Genomic DNA, 16,539 nt, shown 5'->3' on the forward strand with positions numbered 1-16,539 from the left:
GCCGGGGGTAGGCAGCGGGCTAGGACGGCTGGTGGGTCCCGCGTCGGGAGGGGAGTCCGCGCTGGACCGGGATGGCAGTGCGGGGCACGGACGTCGGCTGGTCGGCCAGCCAGGCGAGGAACCGGTCGGCCGGCTGGGGCCGGGCGATGTGGTAGCCCTGCGCGTAGTCACAGCCCCAGGCCCGCAGTGCGGCCAGCGTGGCGGCGTCCTCGACGCCCTCGACCACCATGCTCATGCCCAGGTCCTCGCTCAGCTGCAGCGTGCTGCGGACGATGGCCGCCGCCCGCTCGTCCGACGTCAGGTTGCTGGCGAAGCTGCGGTCCAGCTTCAGCTCGTCCACCGGGAGGGCCCGCAGGTAGGCCAGCGACGAGTAGCCCGTCCCGTAGTCGTCGATGGACAGGCGGACGCCCAGGCGGCGCAGTGCGGCCATCACCTGCTGGCTGCGCGCGGCGTCGGACATGAGGACGTCCTCGGTGATCTCGAGGACGAGCGACCCGGCCGGCACGCCGAAGGCGTCCAGCAGCATCTCGACCTGCTCCGGCAGCGCGACGTCCTGCAGGTTGGACACCGACAGGTTCACCGCCACCGACAGGTCGAGCCCGTCGGCGCGCCAGGCCTGCAGGTCGCGCAGCGACCGCTCGAGCACCCGGAGTGCGAGGCGGCGCATCAGCCCGGCCTGTTCGGCCAGGGGCAGGAAGACGTCGGGGTAGAGCAGCCCCCGCTCGGGGTGGTTCCACCGGACGAGCGCCTCCACGCCGGTCACGCAGCCGGTCCGGAGGTCCAGCTTGGGCTGGTAGTGGACGTCGAGCTGGTCGGTGTCCAGCGCCGTCCGCAGCTGTTCGAGGGTCTCCAGGCGGTCGCGCGAGGCCGGGGTGCCGTCGGGTGCCCAGATCTCGAAACCGTGCTTCCCCCGCTTGGCGACGTACATGGCGGTGTCGGCGCGGGCCAGCAGCAACGACCGGTCGCGGCCGTGGTCGGGACAGAGCGCGATGCCGATGCTGGCGTCGACGTGCAGCGACATGCCGTCCAGGACGAAGGCGTCCCGCAGGGCGGCGGCGAGGTCGACGGCGACCTCCCGGGCTCGCCCCTCGTCGGCGCCGGGCAGGAGGACCGCGAACTCGTCGCCGCCCATGCGCGCCAGGAGGTCCCCGGGCCGCAGGACGCGCTCCAGGCGGGGTCCGACGAGGCAGAGCAGGTCGTCGCCGACGCTGTGCCCGAAGCTGTCGTTGATCTCCTTGAAGCGGTCCAGGTCGATCATGAGGACGGCGCTGTCGCCGGCTCCGGTCGCGTAGACGGTGGCCTCCAGCTCCTCGATGAACCGGCGGCGGTTGGCCAGCCCGGTCAGCGGGTCGTGGTGGGCCTCGACCGCCAGCTGCTGCAGGCGCTGCTGCTCGATGGCGCGCAGCGCGGCGTTCTCGACGACGAGCGAGCCCTCCAGGGTCACCTGCCGCACGGCCTCCCGGACGTCGGCGGACCACGCGCGCGCCTCGGTCACCGAGCCGGTCACCACCAGGCCGAGGAGCCGGTCACCGGAGAGCAGGGGCACGCTGACGTAGGAGGCGAGGTCGAGGGCCCGGGCCAGGCGCGGGTCCAGCAGGTCGCTGGTGGTCGTGTCCTCGACGAAGACCGCCGAGCGCTGCTCGGCGGTGAACCGCCAGAGAGGGACGTCGGCGGCCGGTCGGCCGACCAGCGTGCTGGCGACCACCTGCTTGTGGGCGTCGGGCCAGTCCACGTGCCGGACCTCGCCGATGCTGCCGTCGTCGTCGATCAGGTAGGCGGCGCTGCGGTGGGTGCCGGCCAGGCGCTGGACGGCGCGGGCCAGGACCTCGGCGGCCTCCGGGACGCCGGTCGCGTGCGCGCCGTCCACCAGCATCTGCCGGACGACGCGTGCGGTGGCCAGCGAGGCCGCGCGCGCCTCGCTGGTCCGGGCCTGCTCGATCACGCCACCGAGATGGGCGCCGGCCGCGGCGGCCAGCCGGCGGACGTCCTCGGAGAACGGCCGTACCTGCGTGCTGTCCAGCGTGAGGACACCGGCCAGGTGGGGGCTGCGCCCGATGGGGACGGCGAGGCCGGAGGCGACCCCGAACTTGTCGACCCACCACCCCGAGAGCAGGCCGGAGTCCTTGTCGGCTGCCATCGGCTCGCCGGTGCGGAGCACCGTCTCGGCCAGGTGCATGCCGACCGGGGCGTTGCGGAACTGCTCCCAGGTGGCCGGGTCCCGCCGGCCGTCGGCGTAGGCGGCCATCCGCGGGACGAGGCGGCCGTCCTCCAGCAGGAAGATGCAGGCCCGCTCCACCTCGCCGAGCTCGGCGAGCTGGCGGCAGGCGGCGCCGAGCAGGTGGTCCATCGACTGGGCCGTCGAGGCGGACTCGATGAGCGTGAGGAGCACCTCGGCCTGCGCGGTGCGGCGCTGCTCCGCCCGGCGCGTCCATGCCTCGGCCAGCGCGGCGGCGAGTCTCGGGGTCACCTGCCGCAGCAGGTGGGGGGCGGCCGCGGCGGCCGGCTCGACCGTGAGGACGCCGACGACCTCGCCGTCGACGAGCAGCGGTTCCCCGTGCGCGGACCGGATCCCGCGCTCGGCGAGCTCCCGGTCGGAGAGCCGCTTGCCGTCGGCCCTGGCCGCCAGCGAGCGGCGGCTCCGGATGACGGCGGACATGAAGGGGGAGCGGGAGAGCGTGATGGCGGTCCGGGGCGTCGACGCGGGATCGGCCGCGGTACCGGGGTCGGTGTCGTGCGGGTCGGCGACCGACTGCCGGTAGGGGACGATCATCTGCGTCGAGGCCTCGTGGACCCAGACGGAGACGCGGGTGGCGCCGGCGGACGCCCGCAGCCGGGCGAGCAGGTTCTCCAGGGCCGCCTGCGCGTCATAGGGCGACGCCGGCGCGGGATGCGTCGTCGTCCTGCGGTGCGTCCGCTCCTCTGGCACGTGATCAAGATCGGCAGCTGCTCCGCAGGCTTGAGCCGCACCCCCGGGTCACCCCCTTCGGGGGGAGTCGGGTTCGGGTTGCGGGACACCGGTCGGGCCCGGTCCGGGGCGGCGCGGCATACTGAGCGCGCACCGCCGCGCCCTGGCTGCGGCCAGCGCACACTGCTCCGCGCCCCCGGGAGGGAACCACCGTGACCTACGTCATCACACAGGCCTGCGTCGACGTCCTCGACAAGGCGTGCATCGACGAGTGTCCGGTGGACTGCATCTACGAGGGCGACCGGATGCTGTACATCCACCCCGACGAGTGCGTCGACTGCGGTGCCTGCGAGCCGGTGTGCCCGGTGGAGGCCATCTACTACGAGGACGACGTCCCGGACAAGTGGAAGGACTTCTACAACGCCAACGTGGAGTTCTTCTCCGACCTGGGCAGCCCGGGCGGAGCCGCCCGCACCGGCAAGGTCGGCAAGGACCACCCGCTCGTGGCGGCCCTCCCGCCCCAGGGCGAAGGCCACTGACCGCTCCGGTCCCCGGCGCGCCGCGCCCGCTGCCGGACTTCCCGTGGGACTCCCTCGCCGGCGCTCGCGCCCGGGCGGCGGAGCACCCGGGCGGCGTGGTGGACCTCTCGATCGGCACGCCGGTCGACGACACCCCCGCCGTCCTCACCGAGGCGCTGGCCGCCGCCGGTGACGCCCCCGGGTACCCGACGGCCCTGGGGACGGCGGAGCTGCGGACCGCCGCCGCCGGATGGCTGCGTCGTCGGCTGGGCGTCGAGGTGGCCGACCCGCTCGGTGCAGGTGGCCCGTCGCTGATCCCGACCGTCGGGTCGAAGGAACTGGTCGCGCTGCTGCCCACCCTGCTGGGACTGCGCACCGGCACGGTCGTCATCCCCGAGGTGGCGTACCCGACCTACGAGGTGGGCGCGGTGCTCGCGGGGCTGGCCGTGCGCCGCACCGACGTGCCCCCGCCGGACGCGGCCGGGGTGGTCCTCGTCTGGCTGAACTCGCCGGGCAACCCGCACGGTCGGGTGCTGTCCGACGACCAGCTGCGGGAGTGGGTCACCTGGGGCCGGGCGCACGGCGTACCGGTCGTCGCCGACGAGTGCTACGTGACGCTCGGGTGGGACGTCGAGCCCCGGTCCCTGCTGCACCCGGAGATCGCCGGTGCCGACCACGCCGGGCTGCTGGCCGTCCACTCGCTGTCCAAGCAGTCGACCGCGGCCGGCTACCGCGCCGGGCTGCTCTCCGGCGACCCCGGGCTGGTCCGGCCGGTCTGGGAGGTCCGCCGGCACCTCGGGCTGCTCGTGCCGGGACCGGTGCAGGCAGCCATGGCAGCCGCCCTCGACGACGACGCGCACGTGGACGCGCAGCGGGAGCGGTACCGGGCCCGGCGGGAGACGCTGGCCGCCGCCGTCCGGGGCGCGGGCCTGCGCATCGACCACTCCGAGGCCGGCCTCTACCTGTGGGCGACCCGCGACGAGGACTGCTGGGCGACCATCGAATGGCTCGCCGGGCTGGGCGTCGTCGCCGCGCCCGGCAGCTTCTACGGGCCGGCGGGGTCCACGCACGTCCGGCTGGCGCTCACCGCGACCGACGAACGGATCGCCGCGGCGGCGGAGCGGCTGACCGGCTGAGCCCCGCCGGTCGGGCTCAGTCCGACTCGCGGTGCACGATGACCGTCCCCGCGCCGGCCCGCCGTGCGGCGGTGAGGCTCACGAGCGCCCGCCGGAGCACCTCCGCAGCGCCGGCACCCGGCGTCAGCGGAGCGATGCCTGCGGCCGCGGTGAGACCCGGGATGCCCAGGCCGGGTACCGCGGAGACCAGCCGCGCCGCGGCGGTCTCCGCCGCGGTGGCCGGACCGGCCAGCACGACGGCGAACTCTCCCGGCCCCGACTTGCCCAGCCAGTCGTCGCCGCGCAGTGAACCGGCGAGCAGGGTCGTCACCTGCGTCAGGGTGCTCTGCGCGGTCGGCCAGCCGTCGTCGCGACGCAGCAGGCCGATGACCATCAGCGTGGCCGCGGCTGGGGAGGTCCGGCCCTCGGTGAGCCGGTCGAGGAGGGCCTCGCGCGACGGCAGGAGGGCCGTCACATCGGCGACCGCAGCCTCGGCGGCGGCGGGCGTGGCCGCGAGGGTGGGAGTGTTCGGCGCGATCGTCATGGTCGTGTTGTCGGCGCGCGGGAGCCCCTCATGGAGAGCTGCGCGAGCGCGGGTCCCTCCGTCGGGGGAGCGGTCCGGTCAGCTCCCCGGCCGGAGGACGACGGCGTCCGCCCCGACCTCCGGAGCGTCCGTCCAGCCGGCCTCCGGCGTCCACCGGCGGCCCGCGAAGTCGATGCCGGCCAGCTGGAGCCGGCCGGCCTGCGCGACGGCCCAGGTCGCGGCCGGCCAGCCCGCCGCGGGATCGACGAAGACGGCGCCACCGGCGCGGGGCATCGCGGCCACCCCGAGCTCGGCGGCGGCGACGGCCGAGACGTCGGCAGCGGACACCGGGGACGCCGGCTCGTAGCGGCAGTCCAGCCGGGACGGCTCGGGGGATCCCAGGACCGCGGTCAGCTCCGTGGCCAGGGGCTCCCACTGCTGGTAGGCCTCCGGGAAGCCGCTGCGCTGCACGGCCTGGGCCACCTCGGTGAGCCGGCCGGTGTCCCAGCCGGGCACCTCCACCAGCCGGTCGTAGAAGATGCTCGCCGAGTAGACAGGGTCCCTCACCTGCGTCTCCGTGCCCCAGCCCATCGACGGCCGCTGCTGGAACAGGCCGAGGGAGTCGCGGTCGCCGTAGTCGAGGTTGCGCATACGGGACTCCTGCTGCGCGGTGGCCAGCGCCAGGACGGCCGCGCGGTCGGGCAGCCCCCGCACGCGGGCGACGGCGGCGATCGTCGCCGCGGAGGACGCCTGCTCGGTGGTCAGCGTCAGGTCCGACCCGGCCACGGTGCACTGTCCTGGCACGCCCGGTACCCCCGTCGTCTCGGTGTCCCACGCCAGCCCCACGAGGACGGCGGCGGTGATCAGCAGCGCGGGCCACCAACGGGCGGCCTGCCGGCCGCCACCCCGGCGCCTGCGTGCCGCCTTCGTGGCCGGTCGGCGACGCGCCGACGCGCGACCGCCCCGCGCGGGGCTGCGCCGGGCGCTGCTGCTGCCGGCCCGGGCTGGGCGGGCGGCGGTCCGGGCGGTGGGCATCACGATCGACTGTAGGTGCGGAGCGCGGCAGCGCCGGGGTGCCCGAGGTCACGTCGGCGGGGCGGAGTCGTTGTCGTGCCGTGCCCGTCGTCGCTAGCGTGGGCGCCCCGTCGTCTCCCGGAAGGTCCCTCGATGCCCGATCAGGCGCTGGCCGATCTCCTCCTGCCCGGCATCGCCGCGACCCAGGTGTCCACCGCGCGACTGACGCAGTCGGTGCTGCACCCGGAGGGGACCGATCCCGCCGGGCCGGGGGAAGCGGTGCTCTTCGTGCACGGCAACGTCAGCTCGGCGCTCTTCTGGCAGCAGGCCGTCCTCGACCTGCACGGCACCGGACGGCACCGCGCGCTGGCGGTCGACCTGCGCGGGTACGGGGACACCGAACCGCTCGGGATCGACGCCACCCGCGGGGTGCGCGACTGGGCCGAGGACATCGCCGCGCTGGTGGACGTCCTCGGCCTGGACCGCGTGCACCTGGTCGGCTGGAGCATGGGTGCGGGGGTCGTGCTGCAGTACCTGCTCGACGCGCCCGACCGGGTGGCCTCCGTCGCCCTGGTGGCGCCGGTGTCGCCGTTCGGATTCGGAGGGACGGCGGGACCGGACGGCGCGCTCGTCCACGCCGACGGCGCGGGCTCCGGTGCGGGAGCGGCCAACCCCGACTTCGTCGCGTCGCTGGCCGCCGGTGACACCACGTCGGACAACCCGGCGGGCCCGCGCGCGGTGCTGCGGGCCTTCTACGTCGCTCCGGGTTCCCTCCCGCTGGACCCGCGGCTCGAGGACGTCTTCGTGGCCTCGATGCTCAGCACCCGCACCGGGGAGGACCACTACCCCGGTGAGACCGCGACGAGCGGCGTCTGGCCGGGGGTGGCACCCGGCAGGCGCGGGGTGCTCAGCACGATGGCGCCGACCGTGTTCGACGTGTCGGCCATCGTCGACCTGGCCCACAAGCCGCCGGTGCTGTGGGTGCGCGGCGACGCCGACCAGATCGTCTCGGACACGTCGCTGTTCGACCTGGCCCACCTCGGCTCGCTCGGGGCGGTGCCGGGCTGGCCCGGGGACGACGCCTTCCCGGCCCAGCCGATGGTCACCCAGACCCGGACGGTGCTGGACCGCTACGCCGCGACCGGCGGCGCCTACCGGGAGGTGGTCCTCCCCGGGGTGGGGCACTCACCGCACGTCGAGCGCCCCCAGGAGTTCGCCGTCGCGCTCCTGGAGCACCTGGACACCCCCGCCGACGCCCCCGCGAACTTGGCTTAGCGACGCTTGTCGTGCCGAGTGGGACCCGGAGGGTTCCGCGCAGGCGCGATAGACCCATGGCCCCGTTGCAGGGTCCCGCCGCGAGCCTGCGAGCGGTGGGGGGCAAGGGGGTCCTTCAACTATGTATTGGCGTGCAGGGCGGCGTTCAGCTCGCCCCAGGTGCCGGTGCGGGGGAGGGCCTCGAGCGCACCGCTGACGCTGTTGCGCCGGAACAGCAGCCCGTCGCGGCCGGACAGCTCGCGCGCCTTGACCACCGAGCCGTCGGGCAGCGTGACGCGGGATCCGCCGGTCACGTAGCACCCGGCCTCGACGACGCAGCCGTCGCCGAGGGAGATGCCGATGCCGGAGTTCGCCCCCAGCAGGCAGCCGCTGCCGATCGAGATGACCTCGGTGCCGCCGCCGGAGAGGGTGCCCATGATCGAGGCGCTGCCCCCGATGTCGCTGTCGGGCCCGACGACGACCCCGGCGCTGATCCGGCCCTCGACCATGGACGGCCCGAGCGTGCCGGCGTTGTAGTTGACGAACCCCTCGTGCATGACCGTGGTGCCCTCGGCGAGGTGGGCGCCCAGGCGGACGCGGTCGCCGTCGGCGATGCGGACGCCCGAGGGGATGACGTAGTCGACCATCCGCGGGAACTTGTCGACGCCGAAGACGGTGACCTGGCCGACCGCCGCGCGCAGCCGGTGGGCGTTGAACCCGGCCGCCTCGACCGGGCCGGCGCTGGTCCAGGCCACGTTGGTCAGCAGCCCGAAGATCCCGGTCAGGTCGGCCTCGTGCGGGCGGATCAGCCGGGTGGACAGCAGGTGCAGCCGCAGCCAGACGTCGTGGGTGTCCACCGGGGGCTGGGACAGGTCGGGGATGACGGTGCGGACGGCGATGATCTCCACCCCACGCGCCTCGTCGGTGCGCACCAGCCCGCCGTAGTCGGGGCCGAGCTCGCCGGAGAGTTCGAGGGCCCCCAGGCGGGTCGTGCCGGCGGTGGCCCCCTCGGGAGCCCCCAGCCGGGGCTCGGGGTACCAGGTGTCGAGGACCGTCCCGGAGGGGGTGACGGTCGCGAGACCAGCGGCCACGGCGGAGACAGGAGCAGCAGTCACGACGAGGACGCTACCGAGCGTCGTCCGTGGCCGGACCGTCCGGTCGTTAGGCTCGACAGTCGTGACCGACGTGCCGCCGCTCGACCTCTCCTCCGACGTGCTCGCGCTGACCCGGGCCCTGGTGGACGCGCCGTCGGTGTCGGGCTCGGAGGAGCCGCTCGCCGACGCGGTCGAGGCGGCGCTGCGCGGTCTCGGTGGCCTCGAGGTCGAGCGCGTCGGGAACTCGGTGCTGGCGCGCACCTCGCTGGGCCGGCCGTCGCGCGTCGTGCTGGCCGGCCACCTGGACACCGTCCCCATCGCCGACAACGTGCCCTCCGACCTGCGGGAAGTCGACGGGTTACAGCGGCTGTACGGATGTGGCACCAGTGACATGAAGGCCGGCGACGCGGTCATGCTGCGGGTGGCCGGCAGGTTCGGCGTCCCCGGTGCCGAACCGGCGCACGACCTCACGTTCGTCTTCTACGACAACGAGGAGGTCGAGGCCGTGAAGAACGGCCTCGGCCGGGTCGCCCGCGAGCGGCGGGGCTGGCTCTACGGCGACCTGGCGATCCTGCTCGAGCCCACCGACGGCGAGATCGAGGGCGGCTGCCAGGGGACGCTGCGGGCCCGGCTGGAGACGACGGGCCGCCGGGCGCACAGTGCCCGCAGCTGGCTCGGGGTCAACGCGGTGCACGGTCTGGCCAGCGCGCTGGCGACGCTGGCCGCGTACGAGGCCCGCGAGGTCGAGATCGACGGGCTGACCTACCGGGAGGGCCTCAACGCGGTCGGGGTGTCCGGCGGCGTCGCCGGCAACGTGATCCCCGACGAGGCGTCCCTCACCGTCAACTTCCGCTACGCGCCGGACCGGGACGAGGACGCCGCGGAGGCGCACGTCCGCGAGGTGTTCGCCGAGGCGCTGGCGGACGGCGTGACCCTGACCGTCACCGACAACGCCGGTGGTGCCATGCCCGGCCTGTCCGAGCCCGCCGCGGCGGCGTTCGTGGCGGCCGTCGGCCGGCCGGCGCGGGCCAAGCTCGGCTGGACCGACGTCGCTCGTTTTGCCGCCTTCGGCATCCCTGCGGTCAACTACGGGCCCGGCGATCCCCAGCTGGCCCACACCCGTGAGGAACACGTCCTCGTCGACCGGCTCCAGCCGGCCGAGGACGCCCTGATCGCCTACCTGTCCGGGAGTCCCGCATGACCGTTCCGCCGACCCCGCCCGCGTCCGACGCGCCGCTGCCCGACGGGCGCCGTCCGCGCCCCACCCGGCACCGCGGCCCCGTGGTCCTCCGCGGCGGCGAGCCGTCGGCGCAGGAGCAGGACTCGACGACGGACCAGCGGCTGCTGGACCGGCGCGGGCCGAGCGACTGGGTGCACACCGATCCGTGGCGCGTGCTCCGGATCCAGAGCGAGTTTGTCGAGGGCTTCGGCCTGCTCGCCGAGCTGCCCCGCGCGGTCAGCGTCTTCGGCAGCGCCCGCACGCCGCGCGACCACCCGCACTACGCCGCTGGGGTGGCCATCGGCGCCGCGCTCGCCCAGGCCGGGTACGCGGTCATCACCGGTGGGGGACCGGGGGCGATGGAGGCGGCCAACCGCGGCGCCTGCGAGGCCGGTGGCCTGTCGGTGGGCCTGGGCATCGAGCTGCCGTTCGAGCAGGACCTCAACGAGTGGGTCGACGTCGGGATCGCCTTCCGCTATTTCTTCGTGCGCAAGACGATGTTCGTGAAGTACGCCCAGGCGTTCGTGATCCTCCCCGGCGGGTTCGGCACCCTCGACGAGCTGTTCGAGGCGCTGACCCTGGTGCAGACGCGCAAGGTGACCCGCTTCCCCGTCATCCTCTTCGGCAGCGAGTACTGGTCCGGTCTCCTCCAGTGGATCCGCACCACGCTGGCGGCCACCGGCACCATCAACGCCGCCGACCTCGACCTGATCACGGTGACCGACGACATCGGCGAGGTGATGTCGGTGATCCAGGCAGCCGACGCGGCCCGCCGGAGCGGGGACGGCGGTGGCGGCATGCAGCACGTCCCGGTCGAGCAGGGCCCGCTCGAGGCCTGATGCTCTCGTTCGTCGCCTTCGTCCTGGGGGTCCTCGTCGTGGGCGCCCTGCTGTTCCTCGGCGCCTCGCTGCTCCTGGGCCGAGGGGAGACGCAGGAGCCGGCGGACCCCGAGACGTCACCGGTCGTCCTGCCGGGCAGCCGGCCCGTCACCGGCGACGACGTCCGCGCACTGCAGCTGTCGGTCACGGCCCGCGGCTACCGCATGTCGGAGGTGGACTGGCTGATCGACCAGTTCGCCGCGGCCCTCGACGAGCGGGACGCGGAGATCGCGGGGCTCCGGGCGCCGCGGCAGGTGCATCCGGCGGCTCCCGGGCCGGCGAAGGAGGACGGGGAAGCGGTGGTCGACGACGGCGCCGTGCCCGCCGCAGTTCCCGACGACGAGGAGTTCCGCCGTGCCTGAACTGGTCGAACGGGTCGACGTCGACGCGCCGCCCGAGAAGGTCTGGGCGACGCTCACCGACTGGGCGAGCCAGGGTGAGTGGATGCTGGCCACCGACGTCGAGACCGTCGGTGGGCCGGCGCAGGGCCTGCACGGGCGGCTCGCCGCCCGCACCGGGATCCCGCTGCCGAACGGGCGGCACCTCGGGGTGCTCGACACGATGATCATCACCGTGTGGGATCCGCCCCGGCGGGTGGAGGTCCAGCACACCGGCCGGCTGATCCGCGGCCCGGGCATCTTCGAGATCGAGCCGCGCGGCGACGGTTCGACCTTCGTGTGGACCGAGCGGCTCTACCTGCCCTACGGGTACGTCGGCGTCGTCGGCTGGTTCCTGGTCCGGCCGTTCGCCCTGTTCGGCATCCGGAAGTCGCTGAAGCGGTTCGCCGCCGTGGCCGCCCGGGGCTGAGGCCCCGCCCTGCCGCAGCTGCACGATCCCTCGTCGCCCGGGCGTCGCGGGCGACCCGCCGTGGGCGAGGATGCCGGGGTGACGACGGTGGTGGGGCGGCCGTGAGCCGTCGCGGCTGGGCGCTGTTCCTGGCGATGTCGGTGATCTGGGGCGTCCCGTACCTGCTGATCAAGGTGGCGGTCGACGAGGTCTCCCCGGAGATGCTGGTCTTCGTGCGCTGCGTGGTCGGAGCGGCGCTGCTGCTGCCCTGGACCATCGCCAAGGGGCAGCTCCGGCCGGCGCTGCGGCACTGGCGGGCCCTGCTGCTGTTCACCGTGCTGGAGATGGCCGGCCCCTGGTTCCTCATCGCCTACGCCGAGGGCTCGCTGTCCAGTTCGCTGACCGGCCTGCTGGTCGCGGGTGTCCCCTTCGTCGCCGCCCTCGCCGCGCGCATCGCGGGGGAGGACGACCGGCTGACCCCCGTCCGGATCCTGGGCATGGCGATCGGGGTCGTCGGCATCGGTGTCCTGCTCGGCCTCGACATCGACGGCGCCCAGCTCCTGCCCTTGCTGGCGATCGCCCTGGTGCTGATCGGCTACGCCACCGGCCCCCTCGTCGTCACCAAGGCGCTGCCCGAGGTGCCCGGTGTCGCCGCCAGCTCCATCGCCCTGTTCGTCACCGCGGTCGTCTACGCACCGTTCGCCCTGCCGCAGACCGGCGACCTCACCCGGCTGTCGTCACCGGCGTGGCTCTCGCTGGTCGGACTCGGCGTCGTCTGCACCGCGCTGGCCCTGGCGCTGTTCTTCACGCTCATCCGGGAGGTGGGACCGCAACGGGCGCTGGTGATCACTTTCGTCAACCCGGCCGTCGCCGTCCTGCTCGGGGTGGCCCTGCTGGACGAGCCCTTCACGCTCGGCATCGCGATCGGGCTCCCGCTGGTCCTGGTCGGCTGCGTGCTGGCCACCCGGCGCAGCCCGGCCCGCACGGATTCGTCGGAGCTCCGCGACGTCGACTCCGCCGTGCCCTGACCCCCGCCTGCCGTGACCCCCCGGCGCTGTCGGAGGCGCGCGCTAGCGTCCGCCCCGTGGACGACGACCGGACCCGGTGCGGATGGGCGACCAGCGCCCCCGAGTACGTGCGCTACCACGACGAGGAGTGGGGCACCCCCCTGTACGGGGACGACGCCCTGTTCGAGCGGCTGTCCCTCGAGGCATTCCAGTCCGGTCTCTCCTGGATCACCATCCTGCGCAAGCGGCCCGCATTCCGGGCGGCCTTCGCGGGCTTCGCCATCGACGCCGTCGCGGAGTTCGGCGACGAGGACGAGGCCCGCCTGATGGCCGATGCCGGGATCGTCCGCAACCGGGCCAAGATCGCCGCTGCGGTGCGCAACGCGCGGGCGGCGCAGCAGCTGCCGGAGGGGCTGTCCGTGCTCCTGTGGTCCTTCGCGCCGGCCGGTCCCCGGGCCCGCCCCGCGACGCTCGACGACGTGCCCGCGACCAGTCCTGAGTCGGTGGCGATGGCCAAGGAGCTCAAGCGCCGGGGCTTCGCCTTCGTCGGGCCGACGACGGCCTACGCCCTCATGCAGGCGACCGGGATGGTCGACGACCACGTCGCCGACTGCTTCCGAGCCGGCGCGGGAGGGTGACCCGCGGGGGGCTCATGTTGGACGGACGCGGGTCATACGGGATCATTGGTGCAGAGCGCACAGCAGCGACCGACGCCACACCCCTTCTGCTCCGGCAGAGGAGTGGGCCGATGAAGGAGGCACGCATGGCGGCCATGAAGCCGCGCACGGGTGAAGGTCCCCTCGAGGTCACCAAGGAGGGGCGCGGCCTGGTCATGCGCGTACCGCTCGAGGGAGGCGGTCGCCTGGTCGTCGAGCTGTCGCCCGACGAGGCGGCGGCGCTGTCGGAGGCACTGAAGGGCGCGACCAGCTGAACACTGCCGCGAGTCTGCCCACGGGCAGCCCCGCGAACGACTCGGCCCCGGCCGTCGGCAGCTCGCCGGCGACCGGGGCCGCGCCGTTGCCGCGGGTCGAGATCCTGTCGGAGGTCCCCGCGCTCGGGCCCGACGACGTCCTCGCCGTGCCCGTCGGGACCGGTGGCGCGCTGCCGGCCTGGCTGAACGCCTCGGCGTCGGCCCCGCCGGTGAGCCCCGAGCTGCTGACCGGCGCACTGGCCGACACCGGCAACAAGGGGTCCGCCGGCGCGGTCACCAACATCCCGGTCGCCGGACGCCGCCCGCGCAGCGTCGTCGCCGTCGGGATCGGCGAGGGCACCCTGCCCGACCTCCGGAGCTACGTCGCCACCGCGGTGCGCCGGGCGCAGACCCTGGCCGAGCACGGTGCCCGTCGGCTCGTCCTCCCCGTGGACAGCACGGTGGCACCGGCCGGAGCCGTGGAGGTCCGTGCGGCCGTCGAGGCCGTGCTGTTGTCGGGTTACCGGTTCCGGGAGCTCTCCCGCCCGCATCCGCCGCGGCTCGAGACGGTCACCGTCGTCGCCGCGGACGCCGGCGATCCCGCCGTCGCCGAGGCGGCGGACAGCGGCCGGGTCACGGCCGAGGCGGTCGCCTGGGCCCGCGATCTGATCAACACCCCCAGCAACGTGAAGAACCCCGCCTGGCTCGCCGCGCAGGCGGTCGAGCGGCTGGCCCCGCTGCCGCACGTGACGGTGCGGGTCCTGGAGGTCGACGAGCTGCGCGCGGGCGGGTTCGGCGGGGTGCTCGCCGTCGGCGGCGGGTCGGCGTCCCCGCCGTGCGTCGTCGTGGCCACCTACCGGCACCCGGAGGCCCCGTCGGGGCATCCGGTCCTCGTGGGCAAGGGCATCACCTTCGACACCGGTGGTCTGTCGATCAAGCCCAACGCCGGCATGCGCGAGATGAAGACCGACATGGCCGGCGGTGCCGCCGTCCTGGCGGTCGTCGAGGCGGCCGCGCGGCTGGAGCTGCCGGTCGCGGTGACCGCGGTCGTCCCGGCGGCCGAGAACGCCGTCTCCGGGTCCTCGTACCGGCCGGCCGACGTCGTCCGGCACGTGGGTGGGCGGACCACCGAGGTCCTCAACACCGACGCCGAGGGCCGCATGGTGCTCGCCGACGGGCTCGCCTTCGCCCGCCTGGAGCTCGGTGCGACCGTGCTCGTCGACGTCGCGACCCTGACCGGGGCGATGAAGGTGGCGCTCGGCGCGCGGACGGCCGGTCTGTTCGCCACGAGCGACGGTCTCGCCGACGCCCTGCGGACGGCGGGGGCGCAGGCGGGCGAGCAGTCGTGGCGGATGCCGCTGCTCGAGGAGCACCGCGACCTGCTCGACAGCGACGTGGCGGACGCCAACAACGCGCCCGGGAACCCCGGTGGGACGACCGCCGCGCTCTTCCTGCAGCCGTTCGCCGGCGACCTGCCGTGGGCCCACTTCGACGTCGCCGGCCCGGCGCGGGCCGGCTCCGACGACGCCGAGGTGGTCAAGGGCGGTACCGGCTTCGGCGTCCGCACGCTCCTGCACTGGCTGGAGGCCGGCGCGCCGGTGGACGAGGTCGACACGGTCCTGGACTGACCGGTGGTGGCGGCCCGTGGGCCGCCACCACCGCTACTCCCCGGTGACGCCGTCGATCGCTTCGCGGAGCAGGTCGGCATGGCCGGCGTGCCGTGCGGTCTCCTCGATCATGTGCAGCAGCACCCAGCGCAGGTCCCAGCGGTCGCCGGTGCGGGTGGACGTCTCGACGGACAGCTCGTCGAGGCTCGGCGCCGCGGCGACGATCTCGCGGCTGCGGGCGCACGCGTCGGCGTACCGCCTCCGCAGCTCCTCCGGTGTCAGGTCGACGGCGGTGCGGAACTCGTGGTCCGGATCGGCGTGCCAGTCGACGCCGGCCCAGATCTCGTCCTCCGGATGTCCGGCGAACCGGACCCGGAACCAGGAGTCCTCCACCAGCGCGAGGTGGTTGATCAGCCCGGCCAGCGTCAGCGAGGACGACGGGATGGTCTGCGCGAGCTGCCCGGCGGTCAGCCCCTCGGCCTTGAGGAGCAGCGTCTCGCGCTGGTAGTCGAGGAAGCCGCAGAGCAGGTCGCGTTCGGAACCGGAGTCCGGCGGGTCGCTGCGCACCGCGACAGCCTCGCACCGGGTGCTGACATCGCGCGGCCGGGTCTGGTGCGCGGCAGCGGTGGTCGCGAGAGTGGTTGCCGGCGGACGAGGAGGCCGGCATGGCGCGGATGATCGAGGCACCTGCCCTCTGGAAGGTGCTGCGGACGGGCAACCTCCGCGCCCGGCTGCGGGCGACCCGGGACGGTGTGGCCGCCCTCCGGCTGCACGTCGCCGGTGCGGCCATCGGAACCGGCGTCCTCGACGCGCTGGCGGCCGGGAGCGCCACGACCGATGAGCTGGCGCGCCAGATACGCGTCGCCGACGAGGCGCTGCTGGGCGCCTTCCTGCGGGTCGTGGCCTCGACCGGGCTCGTCCGCGGCGACAAGGGACAGGGGCCCTGGCGGCTCACCGAGAAGGGCCGCGCCGCGATCGACGACCCCTTGGTGCGGGCCTCCTACGAGGGCTTCCCGGGCTTCCACACGGCGCTCTACCGCGAGCTCGGACCGCTGCTGGCCGGTGGGCCGCCCCGCCGGGACATCGCCGAGCAGGGCGAGCTCATCGCGCGGCTGTCCGGTGGGTTCGAGCCCCTGGTCCTCGGCGTGCTGCGCCGCGCCGTCGCGGAGCACGCACCGCAGCGGGTGCTCGATGTGGGCTGCGGAGCGGCGCTGGAGCTCGCCATGATGCTGGAGGCAGCGCCGCAGGCGCGGGGCGTCGGCATCGACATGGACGCGGGCGCCATTGAGCTGGCCAGTCGAACGCTGGCCGACCGAGGTCTCGCCGGGCGCGCGCAGGTGCTGCACTCGGATGTCCGCGATGCTCTGACCGCCTCGGACGCGCTCGCCGAGCCGTTCGACTTCGCGCTGCTCGCCAACGTCCTCTACTACCTGCCGATGGGCGAGCGGGCGGGCTTCCTGCGGGGCATCGCCGACCGGCTGGCCCCCGGCGGTGTGCTGTTCCTCGTCACGACCGTGGCCGCGCCGCAGTTCTTCAGCCGCCACTTCGACCTGCTGCTCCAGGCGCAGGAGGGGCAGATGGAGCTGTCCGACGCCGCAACCCTGACCGACCAGCTGACCCAGGCAGGCCTCGTGGCCGGACGGCCGAAGCCGGTCGCCGTGGGCACTCCGCTCGTCACCGTCACCGCGACCCGTCCTGGCTGAGGCCCG

General features: G+C 74.6%; 17 protein-coding genes. 12 read left to right on the forward strand and 5 right to left on the reverse strand.

Features of this window, described 5'->3' with window-relative positions; translation table 11 throughout:
- Positions 1 to 19 precede the first annotated feature (19 nt).
- Positions 20 to 2,926, reverse strand: a complete 2,907-nt coding sequence (locus CRP30_RS15205) for a bifunctional diguanylate cyclase/phosphodiesterase (protein WP_097184758.1) — start codon at positions 2,924 to 2,926, stop codon at positions 20 to 22.
- Positions 2,927 to 3,117: 191 nt separating this feature from the next.
- Here CRP30_RS15205 and fdxA point away from each other — a divergent pair, with 191 nt between their 5' ends.
- Together fdxA and dapC are read left to right on the forward strand one after the other, a co-directional pair.
- Positions 3,118 to 3,444, forward strand: coding sequence for a ferredoxin (gene fdxA, locus CRP30_RS15210; RefSeq protein WP_097184759.1), 327 nt, complete (start codon positions 3,118 to 3,120; stop codon positions 3,442 to 3,444).
- A 29-nt stretch (positions 3,445 to 3,473) separates the two neighbouring features.
- Entirely contained in the window at positions 3,474 to 4,559 is a 1,086-nt protein-coding gene (gene dapC, locus CRP30_RS15215; RefSeq protein WP_304528906.1) for a succinyldiaminopimelate transaminase, read from the forward strand.
- A gap of 16 nt (positions 4,560 to 4,575) precedes the next feature.
- Here the strand turns inward: dapC and CRP30_RS15220 are convergent, their stop codons facing one another.
- Together CRP30_RS15220 and CRP30_RS23235 are read right to left on the reverse strand one after the other, a co-directional pair.
- Complete coding sequence (locus CRP30_RS15220) at positions 4,576 to 5,082, reverse strand: diguanylate cyclase (RefSeq protein WP_097184761.1); 507 nt, start codon at positions 5,080 to 5,082, stop codon at positions 4,576 to 4,578.
- A gap of 78 nt (positions 5,083 to 5,160) precedes the next feature.
- Complete coding sequence (locus CRP30_RS23235; RefSeq protein ID WP_200814766.1) at positions 5,161 to 6,096, reverse strand: hypothetical protein; 936 nt, start codon at positions 6,094 to 6,096, stop codon at positions 5,161 to 5,163.
- A gap of 132 nt (positions 6,097 to 6,228) precedes the next feature.
- On the opposite strand from CRP30_RS23235, the gene CRP30_RS15230 reads away from it, so the two are divergent.
- Positions 6,229 to 7,350: an alpha/beta hydrolase gene (locus tag CRP30_RS15230; RefSeq protein ID WP_235003433.1), complete on the forward strand. Its 1,122-nt coding sequence runs from the start codon at positions 6,229 to 6,231 to the stop codon at positions 7,348 to 7,350.
- A 119-nt stretch (positions 7,351 to 7,469) separates the two neighbouring features.
- Here CRP30_RS15230 and dapD read toward each other — a convergent pair whose 3' ends face one another.
- A complete protein-coding gene (gene dapD, locus CRP30_RS15235) occupies positions 7,470 to 8,444 on the reverse strand; it encodes a 2,3,4,5-tetrahydropyridine-2,6-dicarboxylate N-succinyltransferase (protein WP_097184762.1) in 975 nt (324 codons plus the stop codon).
- Positions 8,445 to 8,505: 61 nt separating this feature from the next.
- Between dapD and dapE the strand changes: the two genes are divergently transcribed.
- The 8 genes from dapE (at position 8,506) to CRP30_RS15275 (ending at position 14,851) form a co-directional block, all read left to right on the forward strand.
- Positions 8,506 to 9,624, forward strand: coding sequence for a succinyl-diaminopimelate desuccinylase (gene dapE / locus CRP30_RS15240; RefSeq protein ID WP_097184763.1), 1,119 nt, complete (start codon positions 8,506 to 8,508; stop codon positions 9,622 to 9,624).
- The gene (locus tag CRP30_RS15245; RefSeq protein ID WP_097184764.1) at positions 9,621 to 10,481 is read left to right on the forward strand and encodes an LOG family protein; all 861 of its coding nucleotides are present in this window, start codon (positions 9,621 to 9,623) and stop codon (positions 10,479 to 10,481) included. Before dapE ends, CRP30_RS15245 begins: the two co-directional genes overlap by 4 nt.
- The gene (locus tag CRP30_RS15250; protein WP_143278477.1) at positions 10,481 to 10,882 is read left to right on the forward strand and encodes a DivIVA domain-containing protein; all 402 of its coding nucleotides are present in this window, start codon (positions 10,481 to 10,483) and stop codon (positions 10,880 to 10,882) included. The genes CRP30_RS15245 and CRP30_RS15250 overlap by 1 nt, the downstream gene beginning before the upstream one ends.
- Positions 10,875 to 11,327: an SRPBCC family protein gene (locus CRP30_RS15255; RefSeq protein ID WP_097184765.1), complete on the forward strand. Its 453-nt coding sequence runs from the start codon at positions 10,875 to 10,877 to the stop codon at positions 11,325 to 11,327. Before CRP30_RS15250 ends, CRP30_RS15255 begins: the two co-directional genes overlap by 8 nt.
- Before the next feature lie 101 nt (positions 11,328 to 11,428).
- Positions 11,429 to 12,334 (forward strand): DMT family transporter, encoded by a 906-nt coding sequence (locus CRP30_RS15260; RefSeq protein WP_097184766.1) that lies wholly within the window; start codon positions 11,429 to 11,431, stop codon positions 12,332 to 12,334.
- 56 nt (positions 12,335 to 12,390) lie between these two features.
- The gene (locus CRP30_RS15265; protein ID WP_200814767.1) at positions 12,391 to 12,951 is read left to right on the forward strand and encodes a DNA-3-methyladenine glycosylase I; all 561 of its coding nucleotides are present in this window, start codon (positions 12,391 to 12,393) and stop codon (positions 12,949 to 12,951) included.
- A 110-nt stretch (positions 12,952 to 13,061) separates the two neighbouring features.
- A complete protein-coding gene (locus CRP30_RS15270; RefSeq protein ID WP_172442521.1) occupies positions 13,062 to 13,244 on the forward strand; it encodes a DUF3117 domain-containing protein in 183 nt (60 codons plus the stop codon).
- Positions 13,245 to 13,330: 86 nt separating this feature from the next.
- Positions 13,331 to 14,851, forward strand: coding sequence for a leucyl aminopeptidase (locus tag CRP30_RS15275; RefSeq protein WP_097184767.1), 1,521 nt, complete (start codon positions 13,331 to 13,333; stop codon positions 14,849 to 14,851).
- Positions 14,852 to 14,884: 33 nt separating this feature from the next.
- Here CRP30_RS15275 and CRP30_RS15280 read toward each other — a convergent pair whose 3' ends face one another.
- Positions 14,885 to 15,397: a DinB family protein gene (locus CRP30_RS15280; protein ID WP_097184768.1), complete on the reverse strand. Its 513-nt coding sequence runs from the start codon at positions 15,395 to 15,397 to the stop codon at positions 14,885 to 14,887.
- A 98-nt stretch (positions 15,398 to 15,495) separates the two neighbouring features.
- Here CRP30_RS15280 and CRP30_RS15285 point away from each other — a divergent pair, with 98 nt between their 5' ends.
- Entirely contained in the window at positions 15,496 to 16,533 is a 1,038-nt protein-coding gene (locus CRP30_RS15285; RefSeq protein ID WP_097184769.1) for an SAM-dependent methyltransferase, read from the forward strand.
- The last annotated feature ends 6 nt before the right edge of the window (positions 16,534 to 16,539 follow it).

Origin of the sequence: Blastococcus haudaquaticus, assembly GCF_900230285.1 — a bacterium.
GTDB classification, from domain to species: domain Bacteria; phylum Actinomycetota; class Actinomycetes; order Mycobacteriales; family Geodermatophilaceae; genus Blastococcus_B; species Blastococcus_B haudaquaticus.